The organism is Haloechinothrix aidingensis (genome assembly GCF_013450155.1).
GTDB classification, from domain to species: Bacteria; Actinomycetota; Actinomycetes; order Mycobacteriales; family Pseudonocardiaceae; genus Haloechinothrix; species Haloechinothrix aidingensis.
On sequence record NZ_JACCKD010000001.1, the window covers coordinates 752,161 to 771,584 of the forward strand.

At 68.8% G+C, this 19,424-nt stretch carries 14 protein-coding genes; 12 read left to right on the forward strand and 2 right to left on the reverse strand.

Translation table 11 applies throughout. The features are described 5' to 3' along the window. The first annotated feature begins 31 nt into the window (after positions 1-31). The 12 genes from nuoE (at position 32) to H0B56_RS03740 (ending at position 15,951) form a co-directional block, all read left to right on the forward strand. Positions 32-784 carry an NADH-quinone oxidoreductase subunit NuoE gene (gene nuoE, locus H0B56_RS03685; RefSeq protein ID WP_343063754.1) on the forward strand — a complete coding sequence of 251 codons (753 nt, stop codon included), beginning with the start codon at positions 32-34 and terminating at the stop codon, positions 782-784. Continuing rightward, entirely contained in the window at positions 781-2,097 is a 1,317-nt protein-coding gene (gene nuoF / locus H0B56_RS03690; protein ID WP_180891474.1) for an NADH-quinone oxidoreductase subunit NuoF, read from the forward strand. Before nuoE ends, nuoF begins: the two co-directional genes overlap by 4 nt. Next, complete coding sequence (locus H0B56_RS03695) at positions 2,094-4,598, forward strand: NADH-quinone oxidoreductase subunit G (protein ID WP_180891475.1); 2,505 nt, start codon at positions 2,094-2,096, stop codon at positions 4,596-4,598. Before nuoF ends, H0B56_RS03695 begins: the two co-directional genes overlap by 4 nt. After that, complete coding sequence (nuoH, locus tag H0B56_RS03700; RefSeq protein ID WP_180891476.1) at positions 4,595-5,941, forward strand: NADH-quinone oxidoreductase subunit NuoH; 1,347 nt, start codon at positions 4,595-4,597, stop codon at positions 5,939-5,941. Before H0B56_RS03695 ends, nuoH begins: the two co-directional genes overlap by 4 nt. Next, positions 5,928-6,470: an NADH-quinone oxidoreductase subunit NuoI gene (gene nuoI, locus H0B56_RS03705; RefSeq protein ID WP_180891477.1), complete on the forward strand. Its 543-nt coding sequence runs from the start codon at positions 5,928-5,930 to the stop codon at positions 6,468-6,470. The genes nuoH and nuoI overlap by 14 nt, the downstream gene beginning before the upstream one ends. Next, on the forward strand, positions 6,467-7,360 hold the full coding sequence (locus H0B56_RS03710; RefSeq protein ID WP_180891478.1) for an NADH-quinone oxidoreductase subunit J: 894 nt from the start codon (positions 6,467-6,469) through the stop codon (positions 7,358-7,360). Before nuoI ends, H0B56_RS03710 begins: the two co-directional genes overlap by 4 nt. Continuing rightward, positions 7,357-7,656 (forward strand): NADH-quinone oxidoreductase subunit NuoK, encoded by a 300-nt coding sequence (nuoK, locus tag H0B56_RS03715; RefSeq protein WP_089302279.1) that lies wholly within the window; start codon positions 7,357-7,359, stop codon positions 7,654-7,656. Before H0B56_RS03710 ends, nuoK begins: the two co-directional genes overlap by 4 nt. A 56-nt stretch (positions 7,657-7,712) precedes the next feature. Then, positions 7,713-9,623 carry an NADH-quinone oxidoreductase subunit L gene (nuoL, locus tag H0B56_RS03720; protein WP_180891479.1) on the forward strand — a complete coding sequence of 637 codons (1,911 nt, stop codon included), beginning with the start codon at positions 7,713-7,715 and terminating at the stop codon, positions 9,621-9,623. After that, positions 9,620-11,176, forward strand: coding sequence for an NADH-quinone oxidoreductase subunit M (locus H0B56_RS03725; protein ID WP_180891480.1), 1,557 nt, complete (start codon positions 9,620-9,622; stop codon positions 11,174-11,176). Before nuoL ends, H0B56_RS03725 begins: the two co-directional genes overlap by 4 nt. 8 nt (positions 11,177-11,184) lie before the next feature. Further along, positions 11,185-12,792, forward strand: a complete 1,608-nt coding sequence (gene nuoN / locus H0B56_RS03730; RefSeq protein ID WP_180891688.1) for an NADH-quinone oxidoreductase subunit NuoN — start codon at positions 11,185-11,187, stop codon at positions 12,790-12,792. 163 nt (positions 12,793-12,955) lie between these two features. Further along, positions 12,956-13,984, forward strand: a complete 1,029-nt coding sequence (locus H0B56_RS03735) for a polyprenyl synthetase family protein (RefSeq protein ID WP_180891689.1) — start codon at positions 12,956-12,958, stop codon at positions 13,982-13,984. A 188-nt stretch (positions 13,985-14,172) separates the two neighbouring features. Then, positions 14,173-15,951 (forward strand): sunset domain-containing protein, encoded by a 1,779-nt coding sequence (locus H0B56_RS03740; protein WP_180891481.1) that lies wholly within the window; start codon positions 14,173-14,175, stop codon positions 15,949-15,951. A 157-nt stretch (positions 15,952-16,108) separates the two neighbouring features. Here H0B56_RS03740 and H0B56_RS03745 read toward each other — a convergent pair whose 3' ends face one another. Both H0B56_RS03745 and H0B56_RS03750 read right to left on the reverse strand, forming a co-directional pair. Beyond that, positions 16,109-17,173, reverse strand: a complete 1,065-nt coding sequence (locus H0B56_RS03745) for a thiamine pyrophosphate-dependent enzyme (protein WP_180891482.1) — start codon at positions 17,171-17,173, stop codon at positions 16,109-16,111. After that, positions 17,170-19,077, reverse strand: a complete 1,908-nt coding sequence (locus tag H0B56_RS03750; RefSeq protein ID WP_180891483.1) for a 2-oxoacid:acceptor oxidoreductase subunit alpha — start codon at positions 19,075-19,077, stop codon at positions 17,170-17,172. The genes H0B56_RS03745 and H0B56_RS03750 overlap by 4 nt, the downstream gene beginning before the upstream one ends. Positions 19,078-19,424: the final 347 nt, after the last annotated feature.

Below are 19,424 nucleotides of genomic sequence, written 5' to 3' on the forward strand. Positions count from 1 at the left end.
ACAGGCGCGGTCGGCAGCGCGCGAACCGTCCGTGGACCCCGCGACGGACCCGTCGACGGAGGAGGTGTTCGACGCGGACATCCATGCCAAGGCGCGCGAGGTGATCGCGCGCTACCCGCACTCCCGGTCGGCCCTGCTTCCCCTGCTTCACCTGGTGCAGTCGGTGCAGGGCTATGTCAGCCGGGAGGGCATCACCTTCTGCGCGCGGCATCTCGACCTGAGTGAAGCCGAGGTCAGCGGGGTCGTCACGTTCTACACGATGTACAAGCGCAGGCCGTGTGGCCAGCACCTGGTCAGCGTGTGCACCAACACCCTGTGCGCGGCCCTCGGCGGCGACGCGGTGTACCGCAGGCTGTGCGAACACCTCGGCGAGGACGGCAGGCCGCTCGGGCACGAGGAGACCGCGGGCACCCCGGGGGAGCAGGGCTCGATCACGATCGAGCACGCCGAGTGCCTCGCGGCGTGCGACCTCGCACCCGTGCTGCAGGTGAACTACGAGTACTTCGACAACCAGTCACCGGACAGCGCGGTCGAGCTGGTCGACGCGTTGCGTGACGGGGACAGGCCCGCTCCGACGCGGGGGGCGCCGCTGACGGATTTCCGTTCGGCGGAGCTGCAGCTCGCCGGGTTCTTCCCGGAGGAGGCCGAACAGTCCCGGTCCGATGTGGATGCGCCGACCGCCGCAGAGGAGACCGTGCGCGGCGCGCGGCTGGCGCGGGATCGCGGCTGGACCGCCCCCGCCATGCCGGACGACGTCGCCCTGCCGGAGGTGGAGCAGAAGTGAGCGATCCGATCACGCCGGTGCTGACCAAGCGGTGGCTCTCGCCGAACTCGTGGCGGCTGTCCACCTACGAGCAGCTCGAGGGCTATACCGCGGCGCGCAAGGCGTTGCGCGGTACGCCGGAACAGCTCGTGTCGCTGATCAAGGAAGCGGGCCTGCGCGGACGTGGTGGTGCCGGGTTCCCCGCGGGTGTGAAGTGGGGCTTCATGCCGAAGGACGAGGAGAAGCCGCACTACCTCGTGATCAACGCGGACGAGGGAGAGCCGGGTACCTGCAAGGACATCCCGCTGATGATGGCCGACCCGCACTCGCTGATCGAGGGCTGCATCATCTCCGCCTACGCGATGCGCGCGCACCACTGCTTCATCTACGTGCGCGGTGAGGTGCTGCACTGTATGCGCAGGCTCAGCGCGGCGGTGTCCGAGGCCTACGAGGCGGGTTACCTCGGTTCCGACATCTTCGGTTCCGGCTTCGACCTGGACATCACCGTGCACGCCGGGGCGGGCGCGTACATCTGCGGCGAGGAGACCGCGCTACTCGACTCGCTGGAGGGGCGCAGGGGCGAGCCGCGGCTCAAGCCACCGTTCCCCGCCGCCTCGGGGCTGTACTCGCAGCCGACCACGGTGAACAACGTGGAGACCATCGCGACGGTCCCGTTCATCGTCAACGGGGGTGTGGACTGGTTCCGTGCGATGGGGACCGAGAAGTCGCCCGGCCCGAAGATCTTCTCGATCTCCGGGCACGTGGAGCGTCCCGGCCAGTACGAGGCGCCGCTGGGCACCACGCTGCGCGAGCTGCTGGATCTCGCGGGCGGGATGAAGGACGGTATCCCGCTGAAGTTCTGGACGCCGGGTGGCTCGTCCACCCCGCTGTTCACCGCCGAGCACCTCGATGTCCCGCTGGACTTCGAGGGTGCGGCCGAAGCGGGCTCGATGCTCGGCACCACAGCCCTGATGATCTTCAACGAGACGGTGTCGGTGCCGTGGGCGGTCATGAAGTGGACGCAGTTCTACCGGCACGAGTCCTGCGGAAAGTGCACGCCGTGCAGGGAAGGGACGTACTGGCTCGCGCAGATCCTCGAGCGGATGGTCGACGGCCGTGGCACCGAGGAGGACATCGAGACGCTGCTCGACGTATGCGACAACGTGCTCGGCCGGTCCTTCTGCGCGCTCGGTGACGGCGCGGTCAGCCCGATCACCAGCGGCATCCAGTACTTCCGATCCGAGTTCCTCGAGCTGTGCAGGCAGAACGCCACCTCGTCTGCGGCCAGTTCAGGGGGAGACGCCCAATCGGCCTTGGTGGGAGCCCAGTCATGACGATCGCACCCGAGGAACAGCAGACGCAGGTGCCGGAAGGGCATGTCAAGCTGACCATCGACGGGCAGGAGATCATCGCTCCGGAAGGGGAGCTGGTGATCCGCACGGCCGAGCGGATCGGCACCGTGATCCCGCGGTTCTGTGATCACCCCCTGCTCGATCCGGCAGGCGCGTGCCGCCAGTGCCTCGTCGAGGTCGAGGTGAACGGGCGTCCGATGCCCAAACCACAGGCCTCCTGCACGATCGCGGTCGCCGACGGGATGGTCGTGCGGACCCAGAAGTCCTCCGAGGTCGCGGACAAGGCGCAGGAGGGGGTGATGGAGCTACTGCTCATCAACCACCCGCTGGACTGCCCGATCTGCGACAAGGGTGGCGAGTGCCCGCTGCAGAACCAGGCCATGGCGCACGGCAGGGCGACCTCCCGATTTGTCGACACCAAGCGGACCTTCCCCAAGCCGCTGTCGATCTCCTCGCAGGTGCTGCTCGACCGCGAGCGGTGCGTGCAGTGCCAGCGCTGCACGCGCTTCTCCGAGCAGATCGCCGGTGACCCGTTCATCGAGATGCTGGAGCGCGGGCCGAGCCAGCAGGTCGGTACGGCCGAGACCAGCGACATCGTCGACTCCGCCTCGCATACCTCGGCAGGCGATCCGTTCCAGAGCTACTTCTCCGGCAACACCATCCAGATCTGCCCTGTCGGCGCGCTGACCTCGGCGGAGTACCGTTTCCGCTCGCGGCCCTTCGACCTGGTCTCCGCGCCGAGCGTCTGCGAGCACTGCGCCGCGGGATGTGCCCAGCGCACCGACTTCCGGCGCGGCAAGGTGATGCGCAGGCTCGCAGGGGAGGACCCGGAGGTCAACGAGGAGTGGGACTGCGACAAGGGGCGCTTCGCCTTCCGCTACGCCACCGCGCGGGACCGCATCCGTAAGCCGCTGGTGCGCGACCCCGGTGACGGCGAGCTGCGGGAGGCCTCGTGGACCGAGGCGCTCCGGGTCACCTCCGAGGCGCTGCTCGGCGCGCGTGCCGGCGCGGGGGCCGGAGTGCTCAGCGGCGGCAGGCTCACCGTCGAGGACGCCTACGCCTACGCCAAGTTCGCGCGGGTGGCACTGCGCACCAACGACATCGACTTCCGCGCTCGCGCCCACTCGGACGAGGAGCTGGAGTTCCTGACCAGTAGCGTGCTCGGGACCTCACCGGGCACGGCGGTCAGCTACGCCGACATCGAGAAGGCTCCCGCCGTACTGTGCGTGGCCTTCGAGCCGGAAGAGGAGTCGCCGATCGTGTTCCTGCGGCTGCGCAAGTCCGCGCGGGACCGCGGGACCAAGGTCTTCCACATCGGGCAGTGGGCGACGCCTGCCGTGCGCAAGACGTTCGGTGAGCTGCTCACCTGCGCGCCCGGTGCGGAGGCGGCCGTGCTCGACGGGATCGCCGAGCACGCACGTGACCTCGACGAGGCCCTGCGCACGGACGGCGCGCTCGTGCTGGTCGGCGAGCGGGCCGCGGAGGTCCCGGGGCTGTTCGCCGCCGTGGACAGCCTGGTGCGGCGTACCGGGGCCAGGGCGGCGTGGGTACCCCGGCGTGCCGGGGAGCGCGGCTCGCTCGACGCGGGGGCCGCACCCACGTTGCTGCCGGGTGGCATCCCGTACGACGACGAGCGCGCCAGGAACGAGCTCGAGTCACTGTGGGGGATCGAAGGCGGCACGCTGCCCGCGCGGCGGGGTCGTGACACCGCGGGGATACTCGCGGCGGCTGCCCGAGGCGAGCTGGACGCGCTCGTCGTTGCTGGGGTGGACCCCGACGACCTGCCGGATCCCGAGGGCGCGCGGGAGGCTCTCCGGGCCGCCGGGTTCGTGCTCAGCATCGAGATGCGGCCGAGCCCGGTCACCGAGCTCGCCGACGTGGTCCTGCCGATCGCCCCTGCCGACGAGAAGTCCGGCAGTTACCTCAACTGGGAGGGACGTTCCCGCGGTTTCGAGGTCACCGTCTCCGGTACGGGCGCGCTCCCGGACTGCCGGCTGCTGGACACGCTGGCCGTCGAGATGGACGTCGACCTGTTCACCCAGACGCCCGCGGCGGCCGCCGCGGATCTCGCGAAGGTCTCCGAACTGCGCGCGGGCGGGACGGCGGCCGGGCGACCGGTGGAGGCGGGTTCGTCCGCACGGCGCGAGCTCGGTACGGGGCAGGTGTGGCTGGCGACCTGGCGTGAGCTGATCGACAACGCCTCCCTTCAGGTGGACGAGCCCTACCTGGCCGGAACCGCGCGGCGCGCCGTGCTACGCCTGTCGCCTGCCACGGCGCAGCGTTTCGGTATCGAGCGGGGGAAGCCGGCGAGCGTGCGCACCGCGCTCGGTGAGGTGACCCTGCCCGCCGAGCTCACGGACATGCCCGATGACGTCGTCTGGGTGCCCGCACGGTCCCCGGTCTCGGTGCGCAGCGCTCTGGGGGCCGGGCATGGTGCCGCTGTCGGGCTCGCGGCGGCGAGTACAGAGGGAGACCGAGGATGAACGCGCTTCTCGCCCAGGCCCCCGAGGAGATGCCCCGGGGTGAGGTGCTTGCCAACGACCCGTTGTGGCTTGTGCTGCTGAAAGTCGTCCTGCTGTTCGGTTTCGGCGTGCTCATGACCCTGTTCATGATCGTCTGGGAACGCAAGGTCGTGGCGCGGATGCAGCACCGTAGCGGGCCGAACCGGGTGGGCCCCGGTGGCTGGCTGCAGTCGCTGGCCGACGGCATCAAGCTCGCGTTCGCCGAGGAGATCATCCCGGCCAACGCCGACAAGAAGGTGTACTTCATCGCGCCGGTGATCTCCACGGCCACGGCATTCGCCACGTTCTCGGTGATCCCCTTCGCGCCGCAGGTCGAGATCTTCGGGCACACCACCTACCTGCAACTGATCGACATCCCGGTCGGCGTGCTGGTGGTCCTGGCAGCCTCGGCCATCGGGGTGTACGGCATCGTGCTCGGCGGCTGGGCCTCGGGCTCGCCGTACCCGCTGCTCGGGTCGTTGCGGTCGGCGGCACAGGTGATCTCCTACGAGATCGCGATGGGCCTGTCGCTGGTCGCCGTGATCCTGTACGCCCAGTCGCTGTCCACAGGCGACATCGTCGACGCGCAGGTGGACGGCTGGTTCGCGTTCCTGCTGCTGCCGAGCTTCGTGATCTTCTTGATCTCGATCGTCGGCGAGACCAACCGGGCGCCGTTCGACCTGCCCGAGGCCGAGTCGGAGCTGGTCGGTGGGTTCCACACCGAGTACAGCTCGTTGAAGTTCGCGCTGTTCTTCCTCGCCGAGTATGTGATGATCGTGTCGCTTTCGGCGTTCACCGTGACCCTGTTCCTCGGCGGCTACATGGCGCCGTGGCCGCTGTCGATGATCGGTGACGGGATGCTGAACGAGGGCTGGTGGCCGTTCCTGTGGTTCGTGCTCAAGTGCCTGGTCATCATGTTCCTGTTCATCTGGCTGCGCGGCACCCTGCCGCGGTTCCGCTACGACCAGTTCATGCGGCTCGGCTGGAAGGTGCTCATCCCCGTGAACCTGGCGTGGATCGTGCTGATCGCAGGCATCCGGGCGATCCGGACCGACGCCGAGGTGACGACGAACCAGATCCTGATCTTCGGTGGCGCGGTGATCGCCGTCATCGTGTTGCTGAGCCTGCTGATCCCGGAGAAGCCGGCCCCTGCCGATGACGACCGGGTGCCGGTGACCGGTGGCGACTACCCGGTGCCGCCGCTTGATCTCGAGGTGCCGAAGAAGCCCAAGCGGCGCGCCGTGACCGGCTCGGGTGAGCGCCGTACCACCCCCGAGATCGGCACCGAAGGCCGGAAGGAGGCCGACGACAATGGGAATGTTTGATCCGATCAAGGGCTTCGGGGTCACCTTCTCGACCATGTTCAAGAAGGTGGTTACCGAGCAGTACCCGGAGGAGTTCCACGCCACGGCCCCGCGTTACCGCGCTCGGCACCAGCTCAACCGTCACCCCGACGGGTTGGAGAAATGCGTCGGTTGCGAGCTCTGCGCGTGGGCCTGCCCCGCGGACGCGATCTTCGTGGAGGGTGGCGACAACACCGAGGAGGAGCGCTACTCGCCAGGGGAGCGTTACGGCAAGGACTACCAGATCAACTACCTGCGGTGCATCGGCTGCGGGCTGTGCGTCGAGGCATGCCCGACACGCTCGCTGACGATGATCAACTTCTACGAGCTCGCCGATGACGACCGGCGGAAACTCATCTACACCAAGGAAGACCTGATGGCGCCGCTGTTGCCGGGTATGGAGGAGCCGCCACACCCCATGCGGCTCGGGGACGACGAGCAGGACTACTACACCTTCGGTCCGGAGCTCGAGCGTGACCGGTCCGGCAAGGATGAGGAGGCACTGCAGTGACGTCGTTCGTCGACGCGGGTCTCGTGCTGGCCCAGACCCCTGGCCAGGAAGCGGTGACGACCGGCGAGGCCGCGGCGTTCTGGATACTCGGCCCGTTGGCCGTCGCCGGCGCGCTCGGCATGGTTTTCGTGCGCAACGCGGTGCACTCCGCCCTGTGGCTCGTGGTCACCATGCTGACGCTCGGCGTGTTCTACCTGATCCAGAACGCCTCGTTCCTCGGCTTCACCCAGATCATCGTCTACACCGGCGCGGTCATGATGCTGTTCCTGTTCGTGCTGATGATGGCGGGAAAGGACAGTTCGGACGCGCTGGTCGAGGCATTGCGTGGTCAGCGGCTGGCCGCCGCGGTGTTCGGTGTCGGCTTCGCGGCCCTGCTCTCGGCCGCACTGGTCCGGTCGCTGCGCGACACGCGGTTCGCCCCGCCGCTGGACCCCACGAGCCCCGAAGGCGGCGGCGCAGGCGGGCTCGGTGAGCTGATCTTCACCGACTACCTGTTCCCGTTCGAGCTCACCGCCGCCCTGCTGATCGTCGCCGGCCTCGCAGGCATCGTGCTCGCCCAGCGTGACAAGCGTGACGAGGGTGCGAAGCGCTCGCAGCGCGAGCTGGTCGAGGCACGCTTCCGCGGCGAGTACGAGCGGCCTTCCGGTAGGCCCGGCCCCGGCGTGTTCGCCACCGGCAACTCGGTGGCCACGCCCGCGCTACTGCCGGACGGCAGCATCGCGGAGGACTCGCTGTCCGACCTGATCGAGTCGACGCCGACGGCGCGCCGCGTCTCGCCACCCGGATGGATGCGTGCGCTGGAGGGCGGCGAGCAGGCCGAGGGCGTCCACGGCGGTGAGGACGGCGGCGCGGGGCCGAGCACGACCGACGATGAGGGGAGCGAGCGGTGACCCCGGAGTACTACCTGCTGCTGTCGGCGCTGCTGTTCTCGATCGGGGCCGTCGGTGTCCTGGTGCGGCGCAACGCGATCGTGGTGTTCATGTGCATCGAGCTGATGCTGAACTCGGTCAATCTCAGCCTGGTTACCTTCGCCCGGATCGAAGGCACCCTCGACGGTCAGGTCATGGCTTTCTTCGTCATGGTGGTCGCGGCCGCGGAAGTGGTCGTCGGGCTCGCCATCATCATGTCCATCTTCCGTACTCGCAGGTCGGCGTCCATCGACGACACCAACCTGCTGAAGTATTGACCCCGGGGAGTGGGAGTGCTGCCGCAAACGAACGGGAAGACTGTAGGGGTTAGACAGTGATCGCATCATCGTGGCTGCTGGTGGCCTTGCCCGCCCTCGGCGCACTCGTCCTGCTCGCCGGTGGCAAGCGGACGGACGGGTGGGGGCACCTGCTGGGGTGCGCGACGGTCCTCGCGTCCTTCGCCTACGCGCTGGCACTGTTCGCCACACTGCTCGGTAGGCAGGCCGCGGATCGCTCGGCCGAGGCACGCCTGTTCTCCTGGATCCCCGTCGGCGAGCTCCAGGTCGACATCGCGCTGCTGATCGATCCGCTGTCGGTGACGTTCGCCCTGCTGATCACCGGCGTGGGCTCGGTGATCCACGTGTACTCGCTGGGCTACATGGGAGAAGACCCGGAGCGCAGGAAGTTCTTCGCCTACATGAACCTGTTCGTGGCGGCGATGCTGGTGCTCGTGCTCGGCAACGGGTTCGTCAGCCTGTACCTCGGCTGGGAAGGCGTCGGCCTGGCGTCCTACCTCCTCATCGGTTTCTGGCAGTACAAGCCGAGCGCGGCGACCGCGGCGAAGAAGGCATTCGTCATGAACCGGGTCGGCGACGTCGGCCTCGCCGTGGCCATCTTCCTGATGTGGAAGCACATCGGCGGGACATCCTACGCGGAGGTCTTCGCCGGGATCGGTGACGTACCCACCGGAGTCGCGGTGGTGATCGCGCTGCTGTTGCTGCTCGGTGCCTGCGGCAAGTCCGGTCAGGTCCCGCTGCAGGCGTGGCTGCCGGACGCGATGGAAGGTCCCACGCCGGTCTCCGCGCTGATCCACGCGGCGACGATGGTGACCGCGGGTGTCTACCTCATCGCACGGGCCAACCCGATCTACAACGTCACCCCGACCGGGCAGCTGGTCGTGACCATCATCGGTGCGGTGACCCTGCTGGTCGGGGCGATCATCGGCTGCGCGTACGACGACATCAAGAAGGTGCTCGCCTACTCCACCGTGAGCCAGATCGGGTACATGATGCTCGCTGTCGGGCTCGGCCCGTTCGGCTACGCACTGGCGATCATGCACCTGCTGACGCACGGCTTCTTCAAGGCAGGACTGTTCCTCGGCGCGGGCTCGGTCATGCACGGCATGAACGACGAGGTCGACATGCGCAAGTTCGGTGGTCTGTACCGGAAGATGCCGATCACCTTCGTCACCTTCGGACTCGGGTACCTGGCTCTGATCGGGTTCCCGTTCCTGTCCGGCTATTACTCCAAGGACGCGATCATCAACGCGGCCTTCGGCCAGGGTGGTTGGCAAGGCTGGGTCTTCGGGGGCGCCGCGCTGCTGGGCGCGGGCATCACCGCCTTCTACATGACCCGCTTGATGGTGTTGACGTTCTTCGGCAAGCAGCGCTGGGCGGAGCTGACCGACAGCGATGGACGCGAGTTCCACCCCCACGAGTCGGGCCCGGTCATGACGGTGCCGATGATGCTGCTTGCGGTCGGTTCCGTGGGCGCGGGGTACTTCTTCGCCACGGGGGAGCGCCTCGCGCACTGGCTGAGTCCGTCGCTCGGCGAACTGGAGCACGGAGCGGAGCCGGTGCTCGGCCACGGCACGGTGGTCGCGGCCACGATGACCGCTGTGGCCCTCGGCGTGGTGCTGGCCGTGTTGCTTGTTGCCAGGCCCGAGACCCCGGTCGAACGCCCCGCGCGGGTGAGCGCCGTGGTGCGGGCCGCCCGCGCGGATCTCTACGGGAACGCGCTCAATGAGGCGCTGGTCGCGCGTCCGGGTATCTGGCTGTCCAGGGCGCTGGTCTACGTGGACAACAGGGGCGTCGACGGGGTCGTCAACGGCCTCGCGGCCGGGCTCGGCGGTGGTTCCGGGCGGCTGCGCAGGTTGCAAACCGGATTCGCCCGCTCCTACGCGCTGTCCATGCTTGCCGGAGCCGGTGTGCTCCTCGGTCTGTTGTTGATGGTGAGGTTCGTATGACCTGGCTACTCGCGCTGATCCTGCTACCACTGGTCGGCGCCGCCGCCGTCGCGGGACTACGCGGTAATGACCGGCTCGCTACGCTGACCGCGTTCGGCTTCTCGCTGGCCACGCTGCTACTGGTGGTGCCCCTGTGGGCGGGTTACGAACCGGCGGGCGACCGGATGCAACAGACCAGCTCTGTCGAGTGGATCCCGCAGTTCGGCATCCACTTCGCGTTCGGTATCGACGGGATCGCGCTGGTGATGATCGCGGTCATCGCGCTGCTGGTACCGCTGGTGATCGGCGTCCTCGGTGTCACGGACAAGCTCCCGGAAGGCCGCAGCGCGGGCGGCTACCTGTCGCTGCTGCTTGTTCAGCAGTCGCTGACCATCGGGGTGTTCGCGGCGACCGACGTGTTCCTGTTCTACGTACTGTTCGAGGTCATGCTGATCCCGATGTACTTCCTCATCGGGGCCTACGGCGGCCCGAACAGGCAGTACGCTGCGGTGAAGTTCTTCCTCTACTCGTTCCTCGGCGGCCTGATCATGCTGGCCTCGGTGATCGGCTCGTACGTACTCGCCGCCGACGAGCTCGGCGAGGGGACCTTCGACTGGGCCACGCTGGTATCGGTCGTCTCCGACGCACCGCTGGGTACGCAGGTGTGGCTGTTCCTCGGGTTCTTCCTGGCGTTCGCGGTGAAGGCTCCGCTCGTGCCGCTGCACACGTGGCTGCCGGACGCAGCCGGGCAGGCCCCGATCGGGGTGGCCGTCGTGCTCGTCGGCGTGCTCGACAAGGTCGGCACGTTCGGTTTCCTGCGCTACTGCCTGCCGATGTTCCCCGCCGCGAGCGTCGAGCTGGCCCCCCTGGTACTCACGCTGGCCGTGGCTGGCGTGCTGTACGGCTCGGTGCTGGCCGCAGGGCAGCAGGACATGAAGCGGTTCATCGCCTACGTCTCGATCGCGCACTTCGGCTTCATCGCGCTCGGCATCTTCGCCTTCACCACGCAGGCCCAGGTCGGCTCGGTGACCTACATGGTCAACCACAGCCTGGCCACCGGGATGTTGATCCTGGTCGTGGGGATGGTGATCGCGCGGGGCGGCTCGAGCACGATCTCCGACTACGGCGGTATGGCCAAGCTGACGCCGTTGCTCGGCGGGATGATGCTGCTGGCTGGGCTCGCGACCCTGGCACTGCCCGGGACCAATGCCTTCGTCAGCGAGTTCCTCGTGCTGCTCGGTGCCTTCGAGTCCAGGCCGGTATTCGCCGTGCTCGCCGTGCTGGGCATGGTGCTCGCGGCGGTGTACGTGCTGTGGCTGTACCAGCGGGTGATGCAGGGCCCCGTGCGTGGCGACGCGCTGGTCGGGGCCGGTGGTGGACCGGGCGCCGTGCAGGCACCGGAAACCGGGGCGCGCAAGGCCATCCGGGACACGTCCCCCAGGGAGCTGGCCGTGCTGGCGCCGCTGATCGTGCTGATCATCGGCTTGGGCCTGTACCCCAAGCCGGTCGTGGACGTGGTCACTCCGTCGGTCGAGGCGACGCTGAGTGCCGTGCAGGAAGGTGACGAGAGGTGAGGCTCGAGATGTTCGGAGCGCAGGTGACGGCCCTTTCTCCTCCGTCCGTCGACTACACGGCGATACTGCCGGTACTGATCGTGCTCGGCGCGGCCGCCGTCGGTGTGCTGCTCGAGGCGTTCGTACCGCGGAATCTGCGCTGGTCGGTACAGGTCACCGTGAGCCTGGTCGCCCTCGCCGGAGCGGGCATCGCGCTCGGCGCCTACGTGCCGGGGGCTCCGGCACAGGGAGTCACGACGATGGTCGATACCCTGGCCATCGACGCGCCCGCGCTGTTCCTCTGGGGAACGTTGCTGGCCCTGGCCTTCGCGGCGCTGCTGTTCATCGCCGAACGCACGGTGGAGCCGGGTGGTGCGTTCGTGTCCCAGGCCGCGCTGCGTGGCGCGGCAGGCGGCGGGGGCTCGGTGACCACCGGCGTACCGGGGACGGCAGGCGGGCGTGCGGGCGCCGCGCCCGCCGACGGCACGCGCGGGATGCAGACGGAGGTCTTCCCGCTGACCCTGTTCGCGCTCGGCGGGATGATGACGTTCGTCGCGGCCAACGACCTGCTGACGATGTTCATCGCGCTGGAGGTGCTGAGCCTGCCGCTGTACCTGATGTGCGGGCTCGCCCGCAGGCGCAGGCTGCTGTCCCAGGAGTCCGCCGTTAAGTACTTCCTGCTCGGCGCGTTCGCGAGCGCCTTCTTCCTCTACGGCGTCGCCCTGCTGTACGGCTACGCGGGTTCGGTCCGGCTGGGCGATATCGCCACAGCAGCCGCCGGTAGCGACCGCTCGGACACCCTGCTGTTCGCCGGCTTCGGCCTGCTGGTGGTGGGCTTGCTGTTCAAGGGCTCCGTCGGGCCGTTCCACGCCTGGACGCCGGACGTCTACCAGGGCGCTCCGACCTCGGTGACCGGGTTCATGGCCGCGTGCACCAAGGTCGCCGCGTTCGGTGCGATGCTGCGGGTGCTGTACGTGGGCTTCGAAGGCACCAGCTGGGAATGGCGCGGCGTCCTGTGGGCCGTGGCGATCGTGTCCATGGCGGTCGGGGCGGTCCTCGGGCTGACGCAGCGTGACGTGAAGCGCATGATCGCCTACTCTTCGATCGCGCACGCCGGGTTCCTCGTGATCGGGGTGATGACGCTCAGCGACAGCGGGCTCGCCGCGACGATGTTCTACCTGCTCGCCTACGGTTTCACCACCCTCGCCGCCTTCGCGGTTGTCAGCCTGGTCCGGGACGCCGACGGAGAGGCGACCGACCTGTCGTCCTGGGCCGGGCTGGCGAAGCGTTCGCCCCTGATCGCCGGGGTGTTCACGTTCCTGCTGTTCGCGCTCGCCGGGATCCCCCTCACCAGCGGGTTCGTCGGCAAGTTCGTGGTGTTCTCGGCAGCGCTCGGCGAGGGTCTGGCTCCGCTGGTCGTGCTCGCCCTGGTGTTCAGTGCGGTGGCCGCGTTCTTCTACCTGCGGGTCGTGGTGGTGATGTACTTGACCGAGCCGGCAGCGGGCGGGGCGAGCGTCACCGTGCCAGGGGCCTTCACGACCATCACCATCGCTGCCGGCACCATCGTGACGTTACTGCTGGGCATCTACCCTGGGTTCGCGCTCGAGTGGGCTGGGGCAGGCGGATTCGCCTTCTGACCTCGCGGCCGTCCCGTCCGGGTAGCCGGGGTGGGGCCCGGTCGTCAACGTGTGATCCGGCGACGACGCCGCCGAGGCGCCCGACTAGGCTTGGCGGCGATCGTGGTCCGCTGCTGGAGAGGGCTTAGCCGACGTGTCCGAGTTCGAAGACGCCGCGCGCGAGATGTCCGATCCGTCACTGGGCAGCGGCGCTGTCGCGGAGCTGAAGGCCGCTATCGGTCTACAGGTCGACGATGAGGGCCTGCTCACCGACCTGGCCAAGGGCCTCGGCGCGGTCGAGTCACGCCTGCGCGACGTGGTGCGCAGCGACGTGCGTTTCGTGCACGACGCGGCGCTACACCTCGTCGAGGCGGGCGGCAAGCGGTTCCGCCCGATGTTCACGTTGCTGGCCAGCCAGTTCGGTAGCGACGGCCGCGACGACGTGGTGACGGCAGGCGCGGCTGTGGAGCTGGTCCACCTGGCCACACTGCACCACGACGACGTGATGGACGAGGCGGTCATCCGGCGTGGGGCCCCGAGCGCGAACGCGCGCTGGGACAACACTGTGGCCATTCTCACCGGGGACTTCCTGTTCGCCCACGCGTCACGCCTCGTCGCCGGACTCGGCTCGGAGGCCTCCCGGATCATCGCCGAGACGTTCGGTGAGCTCGTCACCGGGCAGATGCGGGAGACGGTGGGAGCCAGGGACGGTGAGGATCCGATCGACCACTACCTGGCGGCGATCGGGCAGAAGACGGGCTCGTTGATCGCGACCGCGGGACGGTTCGGCGCGATGCTGTCCGGCGCCCCGCCCGAACAGGTCGCGGCGTTGCGTCGGTTCGGGGAGCTGATCGGCGCGGCGTTCCAGATCTCCGATGACATCATCGACATCGCCTCCCCGTCGGACGAGCTCGGTAAGGCACAGGGGACCGACCTGCGCGAGGGCGTACGGACGTTGCCGATGCTGTACGCGCTCAGCGACGACAGGGAGAACGCACGGCTCGTCGAGCTGCTGTCGGCGCCGCTGGCCGAGGACGCGTTGATCGGCGAGGCCGTGGAGCTGTTGCGCAGCTCCCGTGGCCTCGAGCATGCACGGGCCACGCTGTCCGGTTACGCTCAGCGAGCACGGTCCGAGCTGGAAGTACTTCCGGACTCGGCGGCGCGGGCGGCTTGCGAGTCCATAGCCGACTACCTTGTCGCGCGTACCCACTAGTCGGAGCGTGATGCGTATGCCGGGTTGTTCATACAAGGGGCAGGGTACGAGCCGACCGTTGGCCCCGATCCACCCATCGCGAGCCACCCTTAGGGTGTCTACATCAGCATGTCAACTCCGGTGGCGTGCCAGCGGCCCCCGTCCGCTGGATGGTGCGTAACCCGCCGGGAAGGGAGACTGTCGAGAGCATGTCCGTCTTTGCGCAAGTCTGGTTGTGGGCACTCGTCGCCTTCCTCATCGGTGTCCTGCTCACCTGGATACTGCTCGTCCGTCCCGCGCATCAGCGGGTGCGGCAGCTCGAGCGTCATCTGGCTGAGGAACACGAACGGCACCGGTCACAGGGGCAGAGTGCGCCTGCCGCCACGGGGGGCCGCGGTGAGCGCGACGACCCGGTCGACGCCGCGTCCGGTGCGGAGTGGCCGCAGCGGGAACCGGGGCAGGACCATCCTCCACCGCCGGGGGTGGACCAGAGTGTCCGGCGCGGCCGTACGTCATGGATGGAGTCGGACAGCTTCTCGGCGGCACCACCCCGGCGGGTGGACCCCGGCCAGGCGCATCGCGAGCAGCACGCGCGCTTCACGGAGCCCGTGACGCCCCCGCAGCAGCCCCCGCAGCCCCCGCAGCCCCCGCAGCCTCCGCAGCAGCCCTCGCAGTCCCCTCCTCAGCAACCGGGCACACCGGCAGGTGGCACTCCGGCGCACCGGGAACGCCAGGATGCCGAACGGACTCGCTTCATCCAGCCCGCCGGATACGGCGACTACGGCGCCACCGCGCCTGCCCCCGCCGGCGAGAGCGCGCAGCCCGCGGAGGTGACGGATTACCAGGACACCGCGCCCCGGGGAACCGACTACATCTCGGCCGGCGAGCAGCAGCACGGCGCGGCCGAACCCGCCGGTGCCGAGCGCTTCCCGGCAGGCGAGCAGGTGTACGAGGGCGGTGGCGCCGACTACCCGGCAGGCACGTCGTGGCAGCAGCAGGAGGATGTCGCGTACGCGGGTAGCGAGACGGTGCCGGAGCCGCAAGAGGCGACCGGGAGCGAGCTCTTCTCCCCGGACGAGCCCCAGCCGGACTACATGGGCACCACGTTCGAGCCCGAAGCCGAGCCGGAGCAGCGGTTCTCCGCGCCCGGCCAGGCTGCCGAGTGGCAGTGGTCCGCGCCAGAGCAGGAAGCCGAGCGGTGGAGCACCTCGGCCGAGCACCAGCGGACGTCGCCCGCCGATACCGGCGTCGACGAGCGGTTGGCTTCGCCCGCCGATACCGGCGTCGAGCAGTCGTGGGCCTCGCACACCGATGCCGGTGTCGAGCACGGGTTCGAACGGAGCGCGGAGGACGCGGCCGGCTACGGCGCAGCGGAACGGCCGGGCGATGCCACCGGGAACCGGGCGGATGTGGACACGGCGGCCGGTACGGAGGACTCGACCGCGCTGTCGGATCCCTTCTCCGAGCCGTTGGAGACCGATGTGGCGCCGGACGGCCCGCCGCTGCCGAAGCGCACGCGGGGCGCGAACCACAGCATCCGGGGTGGCTTCGAACCGCCGAAGCCGATCCAGCCGTCGATGCGCCCGGTGGCCAGGAGGGCGCCGCACCCGGAGTCGGCCCAGGCGACCAGCGGGTCGCTGTTCGAGCCCGCCGAGGAAGGCCGCGGGCCGGAGCGGCAGGACGCCACGCCGGGCGGTAACGACCTGCCCGGCTCCGGGGGGCAGGACACGGCGGGCGCTGCGGCGACCGAGCAGCCTCCGGGGCAGGTCGGGCAGGACGGTTCGAGCTCGTCGGGGCCCTTCGGCCCCGGGTCGGCTATGCCGCTGCCCGGCGGGGGACAACCATCCCCGGAGTATCCCGTCAAGGCGAGTGTGACGGCCCTGCGCTACTGCACGGAGGACTCACCGCAGTACCCGCGGATGGTGGCCGAAGTGTGGTTCGCCAGCGCGGCGGACGCAGAACGGGTCGGCTTCCGGCCCCTGGCGTGACCGGGGCCGGAAGCCGCAGGTAAGCCGTCCCGCTCCGGTCGGAGCCGGCCCCGGCACGGATGTGCGCCGCTGGGGTATACCGGCCGGGATCTGCCCACGGCAGGCCCCAACGGTCCGGGCAGGCTGCGTCGACCTGGCTATGTCGACGCAGTGTCGGCTACGACACGGTCCAGGTGTCGTTGCCGGTGAGTACGGCTTGCAGGTCGGCGGGTTTGTTGTGGCGTGCTTTGCTGACCTGCTCGCGTGCGGCGTCGTCGTAGGTGGGGCGCTGCACCTGACGGAAGATGCCGGTGGGCGTGTGGGTCAGGGTCTGGTCGTCCAGGCGGGACAGCGCGAAGGCGTAGGCCGGGTCGTCGATGGTGGGGTCGTGGGTGACGATGTCGGCGGTGGAGACCTCGCTGGTTGCGGCGACCTTGAGGCCGCCGAACCCGGAGCGGACCACGGCGTGCTCGCCTTCGGGGCCGAAGGTGACCGGCTCGCCGGTGCGCAGCGGGATCAACCGGCTGGCCGCTTCGTCGGAGTCCTTGAGGACGTCGAAGGCGCCGTCGTTGAAGATGGGGCAGTTCTGGTAGATCTCCACCAGTGCCGAGCCGCGGTGGGCGGCAGCGGCGCCCAGTACCTCGGACAGGCCCTTCTTGTCGGAGTCCAGGGCGCGTCCCACGAACGTGGCCTCGGCGCCAAGGGCCAGTGAGATCGGGTTGAACGGCGTGTCGACCGAGCCCATCGGGGTGGACTTGGTGACCATGCCCTGGTCGCTGGTGGGGGAGTACTGGCCCTTGGTCAGCCCGTAGATGCGGTTGTTGAACAGCAGGATGGTCAGGTTGACGTTGCGGCGCAGGGTGTGGATCAGGTGGTTGCCGCCGATGGACAGGGCGTCGCCGTCCCCGGTGACCACCCACACCGACAGGTCCGGCCTGCTGGTGGCCAGTCCGGTGGCGATCGCGGGGGCGCGGCCGTGAATGGAGTGCATGCCGTAGGTGTTCATGTAGTACGGGAAGCGGCTCGAGCAGCCGATCCCGGAGACGAACACGATGTTCTCCCGCTTGAGCCCCAGGCTCGGCAAGAACGACTGCACGGTGTTGAGCACGATGTAGTCACCGCAACCGGGGCACCAGCGCACTTCCTGGTCGGACTTGTAGTCCTTGGCCTTGCCCGGCTCCTCGGTCGTGGGCACGTCGTCCAAGCCGCCCAGGGCGGGCAGCCCGAGGTCGATCGCGGTCACAGGTGACCCTCCTTGCCGTTGGAGCTGGTGATGACGTCGGTGAAGGTGTCTGCGAGTTCTTCTGCCTTGAAGGGCAGGCCGGCGACCTTGGTGTGGCTGATGATGTCGACCAGGTAGCGGGCGCGCAGCAGCTGGGCGAGCTGGCCGAGGTTCATCTCGGGAAGGATCACACGGTCGTAGGCGGCCAGGATCTCGCCGAGGTTGGCCGGTAGGGGGTTGAGGTGGCGCAGGTGGACCTGGGCGATCGGCAGGCCTGCGGCTCGTACGCGGCGGCAGGCCGCGCCGATCGGGCCGTAGGTCGAGCCCCACCCGAGGGCGAGCACGCTGGCGTCGCCGGTCGGGTCGTCGACGGTGGCCTCGGGCACGGTGATGCCGTCGATCTTGGCTTGCCGTAGCCGCACCATGCGCTCGTGGTTGTCCGGGTCGTAGGAGATGTTGCCCGCGCCGTCCTGCTTCTCCAGGCCGCCGATGCGGTGTTGCAGGTCCGGGGTGCCGGGCAGGGCCCACTCGCGAGCCAGTGTCTCGGTGTCGCGGACGTAGGGCCAGAACTCGCCGGAGCCGTCGGTGGCGTTGGGCTCGGTGGCGAATTTCACGCGCAGGTCGGGCAGGGTCTCGACGTCCGGGACCAGCCAGGGTTCGGAGCCGTTGGCGATCGCCCCGTCGGAGAGCAGGAACACCGGGGTGCGGTAGACCAGCGCGATGCGGGCGGCTTCCAGCGCGGCGTCGAAGCAGTCCCCCGGTGACTGCGGCGCCACGATCGGCACGGGTGACTCGCCGTTGCGCCCGTGCATCGCCTGCAGCAGGTCGGCCTGCTCGGTCTTGGTCGGCAAGCCCGTGGAGGGGCCTCCGCGCTGCACGTCGATGACGATCAGCGGCAGCTCGGTCATCACGCCGAACCCGACCGTCTCGGACTTCAGCGCCACCCCGGGCCCGGAGGTCGAGGTCACGCCCAGTGCGCCGCCGTAGGAGGCGCCGAGTGCGGCACCGATGCTGGCGATCTCGTCCTCGGCCTGGAAGGTGGTCACATTGAAGTTCTTGTGCTTGCTGATCTCGTGCAGCACATCCGAGGCCGGGGTGATCGGGTAGGAGCCGAACATCACCGGAAGCTCGGACTGTTGCCCGGCGGCGAGGATGCCGTAGGCCAGCGCGAGGTTGCCGGTGATCTGCCGGTACGTGCCGGACGGCAGCGACGCCGGGGCGACCTCGTAGGTCGTGGCGAACGACTCGGTGGTCTCGCCGTAGTTCCACCCGGCCCGGAATGCCAGCACGTTGGCCTCGGCCAGTACCGGCTTACCCGCGAACTTCTCGCGCAGGAACCGCTCGGTGCCCTCGGTCGGGCGGTGGTACATCCACGACAGCAACCCCAGGGCGAACATGTTCTTGGCGCGCTCGGCGTCCTTCTTGCCCAGGCCGGTCTCCTCCAGGGCACCCTTGGTCAGCGTGGACATCGCCACGTGATGCACGGTGTAGGGCTCGAGCGAGTCATCGGCCAGCGGGTCGCTCTCGTAGCCCACCTTCGTCAGGTTCCGGGAGGTGAACTCGTCGGTGTTGACGATCACCGTCCCGCCGCGCGGCACATCACCGATGTTGGACTTCAACGCGGCCGGGTTCATCGCCACCAGCACATCCGGCCGGTCGCCGGGTGTGAGGATGTCGTAGTCGGCGAAATGCAGCTGGAACGACGACACACCGGGCAACGTGCCCTGCGGCGCCCGGATCTCCGCCGGGAAGTTCGGCAACGTCGCCAGGTCATTACCGAACGCGGCGGCCTCCGAGGTGAACCGATCGCCCGTCAACTGCATACCGTCGCCGGAGTCGCCGGCAAACCGCACCACAACCCGCTCCAGGCGAGTCACCTCAGTGGAACGGCTTGCACGCAGTGCCGTGGATTCATCGGTGGTCATGAGTGAAGAGCTCTCGCTTTCCCGATAGGTGCGGCCTCGCTGCCTCGCGTGTCCCTATCCGCAGTCGTGTCGAGTCCATGGGCGATCGCGATGCGTCACCGGTGTCTGGCCACCGGGCGTATGCGTGTCCGTCCACGATTTGAGGCTAGCTCGCACGGCATTGTTCTGACGAACCGAAGTCCTGCCATTCCACTGCGTGGACGGAACAACTTCGGAGCAGGTCATACCCCACAAGGTTACCTATGGTAACGGCGCTGCCGAGTAAGTCGTGAGTGAGCGCACAGAATCGATAAACAGTGCTTACTCGCGAGTTGGTTATTCACCCGAGCCACGCCATCCGACGTGGT